The sequence below is a fragment of the Devosia riboflavina genome (assembly GCF_000743575.1).
GTDB classification, from domain to species: domain Bacteria; phylum Pseudomonadota; class Alphaproteobacteria; order Rhizobiales; family Devosiaceae; genus Devosia; species Devosia riboflavina.
The window spans coordinates 159,998-174,727 of record NZ_JQGC01000017.1; the positions used below are offsets into that span (position 1 = coordinate 159,998).

Consider the following 14,730-nt stretch of genomic DNA (forward strand, 5'->3'; position numbering starts at 1 on the left):
CACCCTCGGCTTGACCCGAGGGCTCTGCACTTGCTGCGTCTTCGGGAAGTTAAGTGTCCTCGGGTCAAGCCCGAGGATGACGAGCGGTGGGTGGGGAGCCAGTTGCTCACCCTCAATGAAACTGCGCCGTTTCCGTCGATTCACCCATGGCCGTGGTGGCGCTCTTGCCTTCGCTCACGGCGAGGGAGACGGCGTCGAAATAGCTGGTGCCCACTTCGCGCTGATGGCGGACGGCCGAGAACCCATGGGCTTCGGCGGCGAATTCGGCTTGTTGCAGGCGGGAATAGCCGGCCATGCCATCGGCCTTATAGGCGCGGGCCAGTTCGAAGGTGGTGAGGCTGAGATTGTGGAAGCCGGCCAGGGTGATGAACTGGTATTTGTAGCCCATTGCGGCGATTTCGCGCTGGAAGCTGGCCATGGCGGTCTCGTCCATGTGGCGGGCCCAGTTGAAGCTCGGTGAGCAATTGTAGGCCAGCATCTGGTCTGGATGCACTTTGCGCACCGCTTCAGCGAATTTGCGCGCCTCGGGGAGGTCTGGCTTGCTGGTTTCGCACCAGATGAGATCGGCATAGGGCGCATAGGCGATACCCCTGGCGATGGCCGCGTCGATGCCGCCCCTGAGGCGATAAAAGCCCTCGGGGGTGCGCTCGCCTGACACAAATGGCTTGTCGTAGTCGTCGATATCCGAGGTGATGAGGCGCGCGGCTTCCGCATCGGTGCGGGCCATGATCAGGGTTGGCACATCCATGACATCGGCGGCGAGACGCGCTGCGTTGAGGGTGCGGATGAATTGGCTCGTGGGCACCAGCACCTTACCGCCGAGATGGCCGCATTTCTTTTCCGAAGCAAGCTGATCCTCGAAATGCACGGCGGCGGCGCCGGCTTCGATCATGGCTTTCATCAGCTCAAACGCATTGAGCGCGCCGCCAAAGCCGGCTTCGGCATCGGCGATGATGGGGACGAAGAAGTCGAGATCGGTGGTTGGGAGACCATCGGCCTGTTCCATGCTCTGGATCTGGTCGGCGCGCTGCAGGGCCTTGTTGATGCGGCGGACTACGGCGGGGACGCTGTCGACGGGATAAAGCGATTGGTCGGGATACATATTGCCCGAGGAATTGGCATCGGCTGCGACCTGCCAGCCGGAGAGATAGATGGCCTGCAAACCGGCTTTCACCTGCTGCACCGCCTGGTTGCCGGTAAAGGTGCCGAGAGTGGGCACGAAATCCTGGCTGTGCAGCAGCTCCCAGAGGCGGCGGGCGCCGTTTTCGGCCAGCGTGTGGCGGATCGGCAGGGAGCCCGAGAGGCGCGCGACGTCGGCACGGGAAAAGGTGCGGGAAATGGTCTTCCAGCGGTCGGGCGCATAGTCGGGCGCCGGAAAATGTTCGGGCTGGCTGGGCTTGTCGAGCATGTCGGGTCTCCTCGATTGGACATGGCTTCGCCGGTCCCGCCGGGAGGCGGGATCAGGCATTTTGCTGAGATGGCGGGGTTTAGGCGGTGACCTTGCGGCTGAAGGTGGCGGCGAACATGCCGCCGCCGGAAAACAGTTCGGTGCTGTCGGCGCCGCTGACCAAAGCAAACTGATGGCGGCCGATCTTGCCGGCAATGGCGTAGCCCTGTTCGTCGAGGCCGCGCGCCTTGAACTGGGCCATGGCTTCATGGGCACTGGGGGCGATGATGGTCAGATATTCTTCGCGTTCGCTGCTGCTGGGGCTCATCTCCAGAACTCCTCTTGGCTGGATGATGTAAAGATTTGACAATTCTCTTCCGAATGCAAGAATAGACCAGAAATCAGCGAGTAAAGCTGTCAATCACAGTCAATTTTGGCGCTGCGAATTGTAAAGTCTGTAAAGACAGGCACGGAGGAGACGATGGTTGCCGAGGCCGAGATGCAGATCGGCGGCCGCATCAAGCGGCTGCGGCGGCAGAAAAAACTGTCGCAGGCGGACCTGGCGCAGGCGCTGGGCATTTCCGCGAGCTATCTCAACCTCATCGAGCACAATCGCCGCAAGGTGACCGTGCCACTGCTGTTTTCGCTGGCCGGGCAATTGGGGGTCGAGCCCGGCGAGCTGGTGGACAGTGATGAGGGACGGCTGGTCGGCGACCTTATGGAGGCCTTTGGCGACGATCTTTTTGCCGATAGCGACATCACTAATCTGGAAATCCGCGACCTCGCGCAATCCAATCCCGCCGCGGCGCGGGCGGTGCTGCGGCTTTACGATCGCTATCGGCGACTGGGTCAAACGGGGGTGCAGAAGGTCGATGCGGCGGAGCCGCCTTTTCATATGGCGACAGATGCCATTTCCGATTTCCTGCAGGAGAATGCCAACCACTTTCCGGCGCTGGAAGCGGCGGCGGAACGCATTCGCAGCGACATCGACAATTTTGGCGACAGTTTTGAAAGTGGGTTGAAGGCCTATCTGTTCAATGTCTTTGGGCAGGAGGTACGGCTGGCCTCGCTGCCGCATGGCATCGCGCGGCAGCGCGATCCCTCGGGGCGAGCTATCCTGATTTCTGATCTGCTGCCGAGCGAAACCGCGCAGTTTTTGCTGGCTCATCATCTCGGCGAGCTGGCCACTGGTTCCGAAATAGATGCGATCATCGGCGCTTCGAACCTTGCCGAGGGCGATGCGCCGGCTTTGGCGCGAAATGTCCTGGCGGCTTATTTCGCCGGGGCGTTGATCATGCCCTATGAACCATTCCTGAAGGCCTGCCGCGACCATCGCTATGATATCGAGCGGATCGGGCGGCGCTTTGCGGCCAGCTTCGAGCAGGTCTGCCACCGCATGACGACTTTGCAGCGCAAGGGCGCGCAGGGCACTCCGCTGCATCTGGTGCGCACCGATATTGCGGGCAATATTTCGAAGCGCTTTTCGCTTTCGGGAATCCATATTCCGCGCCATTCGGGCGCCTGCCCGCGCTGGAACATGTATGAGGCTTTCATGGCGCCCGAGCGCATTCATGTGCAGGTGAGCCAGATGCCCGATGGGCAGCGCTATTTCTGTATTGCCCGCACCATCACCAAGGGCGGTTATCGCTACAATGCGCCCAAAAGCTATCTCTCCATCGGCCTTGGCTGCTCGGCGCATCACGCGCGGGACATGGTCTATGCCGATGGCATTGATGTGTTTGGCGAGGGCCAGGCCGTGCCGGTGGGAGTCGGGTGCCGCACCTGTCCCCGCATGGAATGCGGCCAGCGGGCGCATCCGCCGGCCGATCATCGCTTCAGTCTCGATGGATCGAGCCGACCGGAGAGTTTTTACGGCCGGATGAGCTAGTGAAAGGCTCGACAAAGGGCGAGTTTTCAGGACGAAACTGCAAATATTGCATGTTGTATGGTAGACTATCTGCCGCCGATTAGGTGCTGAAGACGCAGAACCCGACCGAGGTGCTGTTCCGCGTCGCCGATGAAACCGGGGGCATCCTGCTGCCGGGCAGCGGCTTTGGGGTGCTTCATCCTTCGGGCCGGGCGTCGCTCGCAAATCTGCAGGAATATCAATACGCCGCCATCGGAAAATCGCTTCGCAAGCTGGCGGAGGAATATTATGAGGATTTCAAGAAAAGCGGCGGCAAATAGCTTTTTCGTCTCGTGACAAAGGCGCGGACCATGAACGGTGTGCACCGAACGGGTCCATTGGCGCGATATGAGGACAGGACTGACATGACACGGTCGAGCCGATACGGCGCCGCCACTCTGGTAACCGCTTTACTCGCAGGCTGCAGCGCCACGGGTGGCCCGCCCTCCGTGCCGATTTTCGGATCGTTCTTTCCCGCCTGGGTCATCTGCGCGATCGGCGGCATCTTCGTCGCCGTGATCGTGCGGGCACTGCTCATTGCCCTTCATATCGATGAGCATCTGCCGGCCCCGCCGCTGGTCTATCTCTGCCTTGCCATCAGCGGTGGCATCGTCCTGTGGCTGGCATGGTCGGGAGTGGTGTGATGCGGGCGGTTCTGGGCAAGATCATCGGCTATGGAGTTTTTATCGGCACGGCGGTGCTGATCTATCTCGCCTGGAGCGCGGGCCAAGCCAGTCCCCGCTCCGACGTCGCCGAGATCGAGGCGCCGGTGATCCAGATTTCGTCCAATGTGCCCGGACGCATCATTTCCATTGCGGTGAGCAACAACCAGGCGGTGAAAAAGGGCGACATGCTGTTCCAGATCGACCCCGAGCCCTATCGGCTGCGGCTCGAACAGGCGCAGGCCGAACTGGCGGCGGCGCAATCCGAACTGGCCCAGGGCGAGCGCAATATCGCCACCGAACAATCCAATGCCGATGTCGCGCAAAAGCAGATCGAGCGCGCCCAGTTCAATGCCGACCTCGCCCGCCAGACACTCGAACGGCTCGAACCCCTCCTCGGACGCGGTTTCGTGACGGCCCAGCAGGTCGATCAGGCGCGCACGGCCTATAACGATGCCCTTGTCAGCCTCGACCAGGCCTTGCAGCAATCCCAGGGGGCAAGCCAGGTGATCGGCACGCTCGACACGCGGTCGGCCCAGGTGGATGTGGCGACGGCCACCGTGGCGCTGGCGCAGCGCGATCTCGACAATACGACCATCCGCGCCCCCTTTGACGGCATCATCTCGGGCCTGACCATGCCGGCGGGCGAATATGTCATTACCGGCCAGAGCGTATTCGCAATGATCGACACCTCCCATTGGGAGGCGGTCGCCTTTTTCCGCGAGACCGAATTGCCCAACCTGGCCGTCGGTGACAGTGTCGACGTCTTCGTCATGGCCAATTCGCGCGTCGCCGTGCCGGGCACCATATCCGCCATCGGCTGGGGCGTGCGCTCCACCGATGGCGCCACCATTCTGGGCCTCCCGATCATCGCCAATTCGCTCAACTGGGTGAAGGTCGCCAAACGCTTCCCGGTCTATGTGGAACTGCACGAGCCGCCGGTTGACCTGATGCGCGTCGGTGCTTCCGCCGTGGTCGTGGTGCGCGGAGAGACGGAAGCGGGCAATGGCGGCGACCAGCACTAGGCCCGGCCTTTTCGAGGTTTTCGTCGACGAGTTGCGGCCTTTCGAGGGCCGGCTGGGCGCCTCGCTGCGCATGACGCTCTGCTGCGTCATTGTCGTGGTGCTCTCGATGAGCCAGCATGTGCCCGAAGCCGCCCTCTCCTGCTATCTCATCTTTTTTGCCAGCCGCGACAATGCGGCGAGCGGCATTCTGATTGCGCTGGCCCTGATCATTGCCGCCTCGGTGGGCATCCTGCTCGGCCTCCTGTTCCTGCAGATCGCCGCCGACGAGCCCATGTTGAGGCTCTTCTTCATGGCGGCCTTCACCTTTGGCGGCATGTATTTTTCGGTGGCGACCAAGGCCGGACCTATTGCCGCCACGGTCGGCTTCGTCTTCGCCTTCGTGATGACGCTTAACGATTTCGTCCCCATTCCCGAACTGCTGTCGCGCGGACTGAGCTGGATGTGGGTCGTGGTGTTTTTCCCCATGGCGACCCTGGTTCTCGTCAATGCGCTGATCGGCCCCAATCCCGCAAAACTCGCCCGGCGCTATACGGCAAGGCGGCTCGCCGCCGCTGCCGGCGTGTTGGAAGATGAGCCCGGCGCCAGGGAACAGGCATTGGAACTGCTCGCCGAAGGGGCGGGGGAATCGGGCGCCTATACCAGGCTCGGCGCGCTTTTCGGCTTTCATTCCAAGGCCGAGGCGGCGCGGCTCGCCGCTATTGCGCCCGAAGCAAGGAGCATTCTCACCGACAGTTTTGGCGCCCGGCCCGATCCTGCCCTGGCGCAAAGTTTTGCGCTTCTGGCAAAAGCCATCGAAGAACGCGGCGTGCTTCCGGCACTCTGGCGCCCCTTTGCCGATATTCCGGCCAATCTGCCGCTTGCCGCTTCTGCCGAACGTCTTGCCGGCTGGTGGAGCGGGCGCCTGCCATTGCCGGCGAACGAAGCCGAAAAGGCGGCGCCGGCCGACACTTTTACCAATCCCGCCTATATGCAGTTCGCGCTCAAGACCATGCTGGCGGTGTTCATCACCTATGCCATCTATACCGTCGGCGGTTGGTTCGAAATCCACACGGCCATGATCACCTGCTTCTATGTGGCGCTGGGCACGACGGGCGAGACGCTGCACAAGGCGACATTGCGCATTATCGGCTGCCTCATTGGGGCGGCCATGGGTGTCGGCAGCATCATCTTCATCATGCCGCACATGACCGATATCGGCCATTTGCTTCTGCTGGTGGCCGCAGGCAGCTTTATTGCCGCCTGGGTCGCCAATGGGTCGAGCCTCGTCCAATATATGGGCTGGCAGATGGCGCTGGCCTTCTTCCTCTGCGTTCTGAAAGGTTTTGGGCCGGCCTTCGACATCGATGTCGCCACCGACCGCATCCTCGGCATCCTGATCGGCAATGTCGTGGTCACCATAGTTTTCCTCTGGCTCTGGCCCACGAGCGTATCCACCAGCATTGCCTGCAATCTCTCCGAAGCGGCGAAAAAGCTGGGCGAAGCGCTGCGCCCCTTTGGCACCAGCCTTGCCGCAATAGCGCCGAAACTGGGGGAAGCGGAGCGGCTGGGGCGGCTCTCGAATTTCGAAGCCAACCGGCTGCGCCTGGTCTCCCCGATCCTGCCGCATGCTGCGGCCATAGAGGCGGCCACGCAGGAGGCCCTGCCCGAAGTGGCGCGGCTGCGGCTGCTTCGCCAGCGCCAGCGCTACCTTTTTGGCGCGCCGCGCTGTGTGAAAGCGGCAACGCTTGCACAGGAAGCAGAAACGGCCGGGTTTTTGAATCTCGCCGCCACCGCTATCATGGCGCCTGAACCACAGGCCCGGACCATGCTGAACCTTTCGCTGCACCGATCGACCGAGGCCCTGCACAGACTTGAGCGCTTGGCGCACAAGACCCCGCCCCGCGCGCCCTGGCGCCGCGACCTCGTCGAAACCGCTGGGTCCTATCGCAAGCTGGTAGACGGCTTTGCCCGCACGCTGGAGGCGCTGTGATGGCTTTTCGTCCGCTTTTCGGTATTGCCGCCGGCTTCGGCGCCCTGCTCCTGCTGGCCGCCTGCTCGACCTCGGCGCTGAACCTGGCGCCTGCGAGCCCGACAACGCCCTATCGCGGCACAGCCGGCACGCCGGCGGCGAATGCGGTCGGCGCCGATTTCGCGGTAACCCCCGATCCAAGCCTGCCGATCACGATCGCTGCGCCAAAACTCGACCCCGCGCATAATTACGGCCTCTCCGAACTCATCAACATCGCCCAGCTTTCCAATCCGGCGACCCAGGCCGCCTGGCAGCGGGCCCGCGAGGCGGCAGCGGCGACCGGCATTGCCGAAGGCGCCTATCTGCCGATCCTCACCGCCGACGTTCTGGCCGGCTATGCCGTCACCTCCACCACCGCACCGGGTTTTGACGGCGTGCTGGTGGACATTCCCAATGGCAGCATCACCACATCAGGCACGCAGATCATGCCCTCGCTGGCGGTCAAATGGCTGCTCTTCGATTTTGGGGAGCGCGATGCGGCGCTGGCGACTGCGCAGCAATTGTCCTTTGCCGCCAATGTCGGCTTCAATGGCGCGCATCAGACGCTGATCCACGAGGTCAGCATTGCCTATTTCCAATATAGCGCCGCACGGGCCCAGTCCCGCATCGATGCCGCCGCGCTCGACAATGCCAAGGTGGTGCTGACCGCCGCTGAGGCGCGCGTGGAACAGGGCGTGGCGACCACGATGGAAGTGGCGCAGGCCACCCAGGTGGTGGCGCAGGCCGAGTTCGACCTGACTTTGGCGCAGGGACGCGAGCGCAGCACCTATTCGGCCCTCCTCGGCGCCATGGGCATTTCCCCGGCCACCCGCATAAAAGTGCAGGATCTGGGCGGCAAGCCGCTACCACGACAGGTGCCGGCAGACCTCGAACAGTTGATCACCACCTCGCTGCAACGCCGCCCGGACGTGCAGGCGGCCTTTGCGCAGGTCAAAGCCAGCGAACAGGGCATTTTGGCCGCAGAGGCCGGGTTCTTGCCCAAGGTGGCGCTGACCGGGACGGTCAATCGCACCTTTGGCAGCTATTCGGTGACCGATTCGCGCTTTGATTCCACCGCCACGCTCGATGTCAGCCAGCCCAATGCCGCCGTGCTCCTGGGCATTTCCGTGCCGATCTTCGACGGGGGCATGCGCGACGCGCGGCTCGACGCCGCCAAGGCCAATGCCGCCGCCTCGCAACAGGATTTCGCCCGGCTGCAGGGCGCGGCGGCGCAGGAAATCGTCGTGGCCTATGACGTGCTGCGCACGAGCCTTTCCGCCTATGCCGCCGCCACCGCGCTGGTGAATGCCGCCAAGGTCAACAATGAAGCCGCGCTCGACTATTACAAGAACGGCCTTGGGACGCTGGCCGATATCAGCGTCACCCAGACGGGCCTCTTAAAGGCGCAATATGCCCAGGCCCAGGCCCGCAGCGACGCCTTTGTCGCCGCGGCGACGCTGGCCTTTGCCACCGGGACACTGACCAGCGCGCAATAGCACGATCCAGGAAAGGAGGGTATCGGCCGACTTCGCCTAGAATTTTCGAAGGAAGTGGCGGAGAGGAACGGACAGCACTTTCAGCGTCACAGGCTCGAAAACCAATGCTTATCAGGCACATTTCGATTTCAAAGCGGGGATGGCCTAGCCAGCTCTAGCCTGATTTCGAAGCTCTTCGGACGCTGCATTTCGCGGTTGCCGCGGCACATCGATCAAGTTCTTGTTGCTATGGTCGGCCATTGAGCAAAGTCTGACTTTTCATGCTTTCATATAGTCAACGAATGCTCTGAATATCGCGGAGGAAAGGTGGCGCCATCGATACGCTCAAGCGCGTCAAATGGAGCCTCGGCCGCACAAGAATAGAGGGCGCTCCTGCGACCGCCCTCCATTTCCATCCTGCAAGGGAATGGTTAAGGCGGAGAGCGTCGAAGCGTTGCGTCCGACGTTCCTCCGACTTCAAGAATCGCCTATTCGAACGCTATGCCGGTCATGGTTTCGCTGATGGTCCAGAGGCGCCGAGCGGAATCAGGGTCGATCGCATAGGCTGCGACGTGGGAGGTGCGCCGGTCGCGGCCCTCAAGCGTCAATGCCGTCTCGCCTTGCTCTATGGCTGCAATGTCCGAATTGGCACAGAATACGCCGCCCATGCCTTCGAGCTGCGGACTGACGGCGCACCAGATATGGGTGGCGCCGCCCTGCGGCAGCGATTTCATATCGCGGTCCGGATCGATGACCGGCTCGCCATCGGCATCGAGATTGCCCATTTCCTTCAACCTTTCGGTGGGCAAATGCTTGGCAAGGCCGGTGACGATGCCGCCCGGATGCAGCGAGAAGGCGCGGATGCCGTGGTCGCGACCCAGCCGATCCAGTTCCACCGCGAACAGGATGTTTGCGGTCTTGGATTGGCCATAGGCGCTCCAGGGATCGTAGGGACGCGTCGCGAAATTGATGTCGTCCCAGACGATATCGGAGAAGCGGTGGCCCATGGACGAGACCGAGACCACGCGCGCACCAGCGGCGCGCTTCAGCGCCGGCAACAGCCGCAGCACCAGTTGGAAATGCCCCAGGTGATTGGTGGAGAACTGCATCTCATTGCCGCGCGCATCGCGGGTCAGTTCGGGCACCGCCATGATGCCGGCGCTGTTGATGAGGATATGCAGCGACAGCCCGGAGCTGACGATGCCGCGGGCGAAACTGTCAATCGAGGCGGGGTCGTTGAGGTCCATGGGCCGCACTTCGATGCCGCCGCCGATCTCCGAGATGGCGCGGCGAGCGCGCTCGACATCACGTGCCGGCACGATGACGCGCGCGCCGGCTTCGGCCAATGTGCGCGCGGCTTCAAGCCCGAGGCCCGCATATCCGCCAGTGACGATGGCGAGTTTGCCCACAAGATCGATGCCGGCGATGACATCGAGCGTGGTCGTGTGGGCGGAAAACCCCAAGCCTAGCGGGATCTGGGGAGTGGTCATTTGGTTTTCTCCATTCTTGAGGCTTGGATATGGCGGGGGTTGCGCGTATTTTGAATGTGCAAAAATCCCGTATTCCTTCGCCTGCGTTCAGAAATGCCTCGTGACCCCCTGTCTCAAACTCTCGAACTGGTCGATGCCCGCACCATCTATGCCGGCGGTTTCATCGGTGGCGGCAAATGGTCGATCCGTTTCGAGCCGCCCAGGAAGATCAAGTTTTTCGTCATCGGGCGCGGTCGGTGCTACCTGGCCCTGGATGGGACCGAGCCGCCGTTCCTCCTGGAAGAGGGCGATATTTTCCTGCTCACGCGCAATGCTGGCTTCACGGTTGCAAGCGACCTGTCGATGGCGCCGCGTCCGTCTGCGGACCTGTTCCGGGGCGCCGGCGCGGCCATCGTCCCTGTCGGGGAAGGCGACGATTTTCTGTTTCTAGGCGGGCATCTCGATACCGACCAGGCCGGCGGACGGCTGATGGTGGAGAGCCTGCCCGATTTCATTCACCTGACCGCCACCGATAGCGGCGCCGGGCGGCTGGCGGCCCTGATCGGCGAACTTGTCGAGGAAGCGGCGGGCCGGGCGCCGGGTGCGGAGATGGCCTGTTCCAGCTTGGCGCATCTTTTGCTGATCCAGATATTGCGCCGTCACCTTGCCGCCGGCAACACGGTGGAGGTGGGCTGGCTGCGCGCCGCCTGCGACCCGCGGCTGGTGCCGGTGCTGGCGCTGATCCATGGCGATCCGTCACGCCATTGGTCGCTGGCCGAGATGGCGCGCGCCGCAGCGATGTCGCGCACGACCTTTGCCACGCATTTCAAGGCCGTAGCAGGCCTTCCGCCGCTGGCATATCTGACGGAATGGCGGATGCGGCAGGCCGACCGGGCACTGCGCAGGGAAGGCAGTTCGGTCTCGCGGGTGGCCCATGACGTCGGCTATAGTTCGGAGGCGGCGTTCAGCACCGCCTTCAAGCGCGTCATGGGCTATTCGCCCCGGCGGCAACGCGATCAGGCTCCGGCTTTCGCCGAATGACAGTAGGCGTCCGGCTCAGGCATATGGGCGCTCAGCGCTTGGTGAATTGTCCTGCCAGTTCGCCCGTGTGCTTTCCTGGAATTGAGTCATCGCAACCGACCGCGATGAATTGGAAGCCCCAGGCGACGCGGTGCCGGTCGCTGCCAAATCAGACCTTCGTAGGAACCGGCACGTAGTTGAAATAGGCGAAGTCCGCGGGTGTTGCGGTGCCATTCAGGTCATTGGCAGCCATGCCCACGAATGCTCCCGTAAAACTGCCGTCGACGCCATAGGCCCCGCCTTCGTCAGATAGCAGCGAAGCGTCGAGAACCGGCCCTACCGGAACCAGCGGACCGTCTGCGCCGACGCCATAGAAGAATTGAAGACCGGCTTCGCGGACCGAAAGCGCCAGCCTGATAGCGCCGGCCTGCGGCAAAACTACGGGCGGCGCAGGAAACTGCACATTGCCATCAGGGAAGCTGCTGGGAGAACTCATGATCAGCAATTCGCGCTGGCCATCGGCACCCGCGGTGATAGCGAGATAGTGGAAATTGTAGCGCTGATAATAGGCGACGAGCCCTGCCATGACGCGCTCGTCGGTCGGCGCGACCTCCACCAGAGTTTCGGCGTCGTAATCAAAATGGGTCTGCCGGCGCGCCACCAGCGCCTGCTCGAACCATGAACCGATGGATTCTCGCCCAAAAAGACGCAGTTTGTCGCCAGTCACCGCAAAGATGCGTTCCGGCTCCGGCGTGCGCAGCCATTGAAAGTCACTGTGCAACGCATCTCTAAAACTGTAGTGGCGCGGCGCATCAAGAAGGCCGTTCGAGGTTGCGGGTAAATCGACGGCGACCTCGGGCAGAATACCGCCCCTTTTGAGCCACAACCAATCGTCCCGCCATTCCACTTCCTGAATAGCCGCCTCCCGCCCCAGCACGCAGCGGCGTTTCTGGGTGATGGGTCGGCCCGCCAGATGCACGATGAACTGGCGGCCGTCCGGTGTTTCGACCCAGTCACCATGACCCGTCCGCTGCAACGGGTGGAGAGGCGCATCCTTGGCCGTGAAAATGTGCTTTTGCGGATGGGTTTCGTAGGGGCCATCAATCTGCCGCGAACGCGCCAGGGTCACGGCATGATCATAGCCAGTACCGCCCTCGGCGGTCAGCAGATAGTACCAGCCTTTGCGCTTGTAGAGATGCGGTCCTTCCGTCAGCCCGAGATCCGTTCCGTGCCAGATGGTCTTGACCTCTCCAGTCAGCCGGCCGAGCCCCGGATCGAATTCCTGCAGGCGGATACCGGCAAACATATTTGGCCGGGCGCGATGGTCCCAGAGCATATTGACGAGCCACTTGCGCCCGTCGTCATCGTGGAAAAGGCTGGGGTCGAAACCGGAGGAATTGAGATAGAGCGGATCGGACCAGGGGCCCTTTATGTCCGCGGCGGTGACCACGTAATTATGCGTATCCTTGAACGATCCGTCCTTGCGCTTGACGTTCGTATAGACCAGCCAGAATTTTTTCCCGTCATGGGTGAGACACGGCGCCCATACCCCGCAACTATCTGGATTGCCGCGCATATCGAGCTGGCTCTTGCGGTTGAGCGGTCGCGTGATCAGCGTCCAGTTCGCAAGGTCCGTGCTGTGATGAATCTGCACGCCCGGAAACCATTCGAAGGTCGAGGTGGCGATATAATAGTCTTCGCCCACCCGCAGGATCGAAGGGTCCGGGTTGAAGCCGGGCAGGATCGGATTGGCGACGAGCGGCATGGCGATCCTCGGTCAGTGATGATTTTGGGCAGGCGAGGGGTCGATGCGCATCAATCCCAATCCTTGCCGGCAACCGGCGCGAGGATGGCCTGAACCCCCGCGACCAGTTCGGAATCTGCCGGCGTGCCCAACCAGGAGAGACAACGTTCGAGCGAGGACCGGCTGGCGGTGCTGAACATGGTGGTGGCAATCTCGGGGTGACCGGTGGAAAACTGGAAGGCCAATTGACTGATCGAGGTGCCGCTTCTGGTGCAATAGTCCGCGGCCGCTCGGAAAACGGCGCGATCCTCGGGCCCGGCGGCATGCCAGTCCGCCGGCCCACGCTCCGTAAGTAGGCCGCTGGCAAAGGGCGAGGCATTGATGATGCCGATGCCCTTTTCGTGCGCCTTCGGCAACAGCGAGGTCAATCGGGTATCGTTGAGGCAGTAGTGGTTGTGGACAAGGGCCGCATCCACCGGCAACTCGGCAAAAATGCGATGCCAGAGATCCATCGGATAGATGCCGAAACTGACCGAACCAATGCGACCCTCGAGCTTGAGAGCAAGCAGCGTCTCAAAACCCTCGGTCAGCGCCTGATCAAGATGGCTTCGGCCCTGATATTCGATGTCGTGAATATGGACGATGTCGAAATAGTCCGTGCCGAGCCGGGCAGCGCTTTCATCGAGCGAAGCCCTTATACGCGCGGCAGAATAATCGAGCGTATCGTGTCCATATTGGTCGGGGTCGGTATATTTGCCCACCTTGGTCGAAAGCACATAGCTCGACCGGTCGATACCTTTGAGCGCCTTGCCCAAAACGCTTTCCGAGCGACCGCCGCCATAGGCGGGAGCAACATCGAAATAAGTGATGCCGGCATCGAGCGCCGCCTGCACCGTGGCGATGGCCTCGGCCTCATCCACGTCGCGAAAAACACCGCCCAGCGCCGAAGCTCCGAAACTGAGGGCTGAAACCTCGAGCCCCGTGTGACCCAAAGCATTGCGCTTCATGGTTCGACCTGCACCTTGATCACCCCATCCTTGCCCACGGCGCGCGCCATGGCAGCGTCCATTTCGGCAAGCGGATAGGTGGCGTTAACGAGCCGGTCCACCGACACACGCCCCGATGACAGCAGATCGAGGGCAATGCCGAAGGCATTGGCGAAGCGGAAGGAGCCGAGATAACTCAATTCGCGCGCCATGATCGTGTTAAGCGGCGCAGTGACATCGGCCGGCAGCGTCCCGATCTGCACGATCGTGCCGCCGCGCCGCGCGAGGGCGATGGCAGCGGAAACCGCCGGCGGCGCGCCCGAGGCTTCGAAAACGACATGAAAGCCTTCTGGGGCGAGCGCTTCGGCCGCACCAACGATATCCGGATCGGCTGCATCTAGCGCTCCATCCGCACCAAGCTCGACCGCCAAGGCGCGCGGAAATTCAGCAATGTCGGACAGCACGACACGGCTGGCGCCGAAGGCCCGCGCCACCAATGCCGTCAATTGGCCGATAGCGCCGCCGCCGATCACCAGCACCGATTTGCCAGCCAGTGTGCCAACCCGCATGGCGGCGTGCACGCACACCGAAAGCGGCTCGGTCATCGCGGCTGCGGTCCAGTCCAGGCCTTCAGGCAGGACGTGGCAATTGGCGGCCGGCGCCACCGCATATTCGGCAAATCCGCCATCCACATGCGGGTCGGTACTTGCCGATCCGTAGAACCGCATGTTGATGCAGAGGTTGTAGCGCCCTTCGCGACAATAGGCGCAATACCCGCAGGGCATGGACGGATCGATCGCCACACGCTTGCCGAGCAGATTCGCGTCACCGCCCGGACCCGCCGCCACCACTTCGCCCGCGATCTCATGGCCGAGAATGAAAGGCCGCTTGGGGACGAAGCTACCAGCCCTGCCGTGCAGAAAGTAATGCATATCCGAACCGCAGATGCCGGCGCGTCGAACGCGTACCAGCACCTCCCCCGCCGCCGGCTGCGGGGTCGGAACCGTCTCGGCCCGCAAGTCGCGCTGGCCGTATAGAACAATGGCTTTCATATCGTGAAGACTCGGGA

Annotated in this window: 13 protein-coding genes; 7 read left to right on the forward strand and 6 right to left on the reverse strand. The window is 62.5% G+C overall.

Annotated elements, in window-relative coordinates; all coding sequences use genetic code 11:
- Window positions 1-112: 112 nt before the first annotated feature.
- Together aceA and JP75_RS17495 are read right to left on the reverse strand one after the other, a co-directional pair.
- Window positions 113-1,408, reverse strand: a complete 1,296-nt coding sequence (gene aceA, locus JP75_RS17490; protein ID WP_035085516.1) for an isocitrate lyase — start codon at window positions 1,406-1,408, stop codon at window positions 113-115.
- Window positions 1,409-1,487: 79 nt separating this feature from the next.
- Complete coding sequence (locus JP75_RS17495; protein ID WP_035085517.1) at window positions 1,488-1,715, reverse strand: hypothetical protein; 228 nt, start codon at window positions 1,713-1,715, stop codon at window positions 1,488-1,490.
- A 153-nt stretch (window positions 1,716-1,868) separates the two neighbouring features.
- On the opposite strand from JP75_RS17495, the gene JP75_RS17500 reads away from it, so the two are divergent.
- The 6 genes from JP75_RS17500 to JP75_RS17525 all read left to right on the forward strand — a co-directional run bounded on the left by JP75_RS17500 (window position 1,869) and on the right by JP75_RS17525 (window position 8,463).
- Complete coding sequence (locus JP75_RS17500) at window positions 1,869-3,275, forward strand: helix-turn-helix domain-containing protein (protein WP_035085518.1); 1,407 nt, start codon at window positions 1,869-1,871, stop codon at window positions 3,273-3,275.
- A gap of 110 nt (window positions 3,276-3,385) precedes the next feature.
- Window positions 3,386-3,574, forward strand: a complete 189-nt coding sequence (locus JP75_RS17505) for a hypothetical protein (RefSeq protein ID WP_201772949.1) — start codon at window positions 3,386-3,388, stop codon at window positions 3,572-3,574.
- Between the two features lie 84 nt (window positions 3,575-3,658).
- Window positions 3,659-3,937, forward strand: coding sequence for a YtcA family lipoprotein (locus JP75_RS17510; RefSeq protein WP_035085520.1), 279 nt, complete (start codon window positions 3,659-3,661; stop codon window positions 3,935-3,937).
- Window positions 3,937-4,980, forward strand: coding sequence for a multidrug transporter subunit MdtN (gene mdtN / locus JP75_RS17515; RefSeq protein ID WP_051960852.1), 1,044 nt, complete (start codon window positions 3,937-3,939; stop codon window positions 4,978-4,980). Before JP75_RS17510 ends, mdtN begins: the two co-directional genes overlap by 1 nt.
- A complete protein-coding gene (locus JP75_RS17520) occupies window positions 4,961-6,949 on the forward strand; it encodes an FUSC family protein (RefSeq protein WP_051960853.1) in 1,989 nt (662 codons plus the stop codon). The genes mdtN and JP75_RS17520 overlap by 20 nt, the downstream gene beginning before the upstream one ends.
- Complete coding sequence (locus JP75_RS17525; protein ID WP_051960854.1) at window positions 6,949-8,463, forward strand: TolC family protein; 1,515 nt, start codon at window positions 6,949-6,951, stop codon at window positions 8,461-8,463. Before JP75_RS17520 ends, JP75_RS17525 begins: the two co-directional genes overlap by 1 nt.
- 467 nt (window positions 8,464-8,930) lie before the next feature.
- Here JP75_RS17525 and JP75_RS17530 read toward each other — a convergent pair whose 3' ends face one another.
- Window positions 8,931-9,932: an oxidoreductase gene (locus JP75_RS17530; protein WP_035085523.1), complete on the reverse strand. Its 1,002-nt coding sequence runs from the start codon at window positions 9,930-9,932 to the stop codon at window positions 8,931-8,933.
- Between the two features lie 93 nt (window positions 9,933-10,025).
- On the opposite strand from JP75_RS17530, the gene JP75_RS17535 reads away from it, so the two are divergent.
- Window positions 10,026-10,952: an AraC family transcriptional regulator gene (locus JP75_RS17535; RefSeq protein ID WP_160194712.1), complete on the forward strand. Its 927-nt coding sequence runs from the start codon at window positions 10,026-10,028 to the stop codon at window positions 10,950-10,952.
- A gap of 148 nt (window positions 10,953-11,100) precedes the next feature.
- Here the strand turns inward: JP75_RS17535 and JP75_RS17540 are convergent, their stop codons facing one another.
- Genes JP75_RS17540 through JP75_RS17550 form a run of 3 tightly spaced genes read right to left on the reverse strand, consistent with a single transcriptional unit; the run spans window position 11,101 to window position 14,713 of the window.
- The gene (locus JP75_RS17540) at window positions 11,101-12,696 is read right to left on the reverse strand and encodes a glycoside hydrolase family 43 protein (RefSeq protein ID WP_035085527.1); all 1,596 of its coding nucleotides are present in this window, start codon (window positions 12,694-12,696) and stop codon (window positions 11,101-11,103) included.
- 50 nt (window positions 12,697-12,746) lie between these two features.
- Window positions 12,747-13,682 (reverse strand): aldo/keto reductase, encoded by a 936-nt coding sequence (locus tag JP75_RS17545; RefSeq protein ID WP_035085528.1) that lies wholly within the window; start codon window positions 13,680-13,682, stop codon window positions 12,747-12,749.
- Window positions 13,679-14,713, reverse strand: a complete 1,035-nt coding sequence (locus tag JP75_RS17550) for an L-idonate 5-dehydrogenase (protein WP_035085529.1) — start codon at window positions 14,711-14,713, stop codon at window positions 13,679-13,681. The genes JP75_RS17545 and JP75_RS17550 overlap by 4 nt, the downstream gene beginning before the upstream one ends.
- Window positions 14,714-14,730 lie beyond the last annotated feature (17 nt).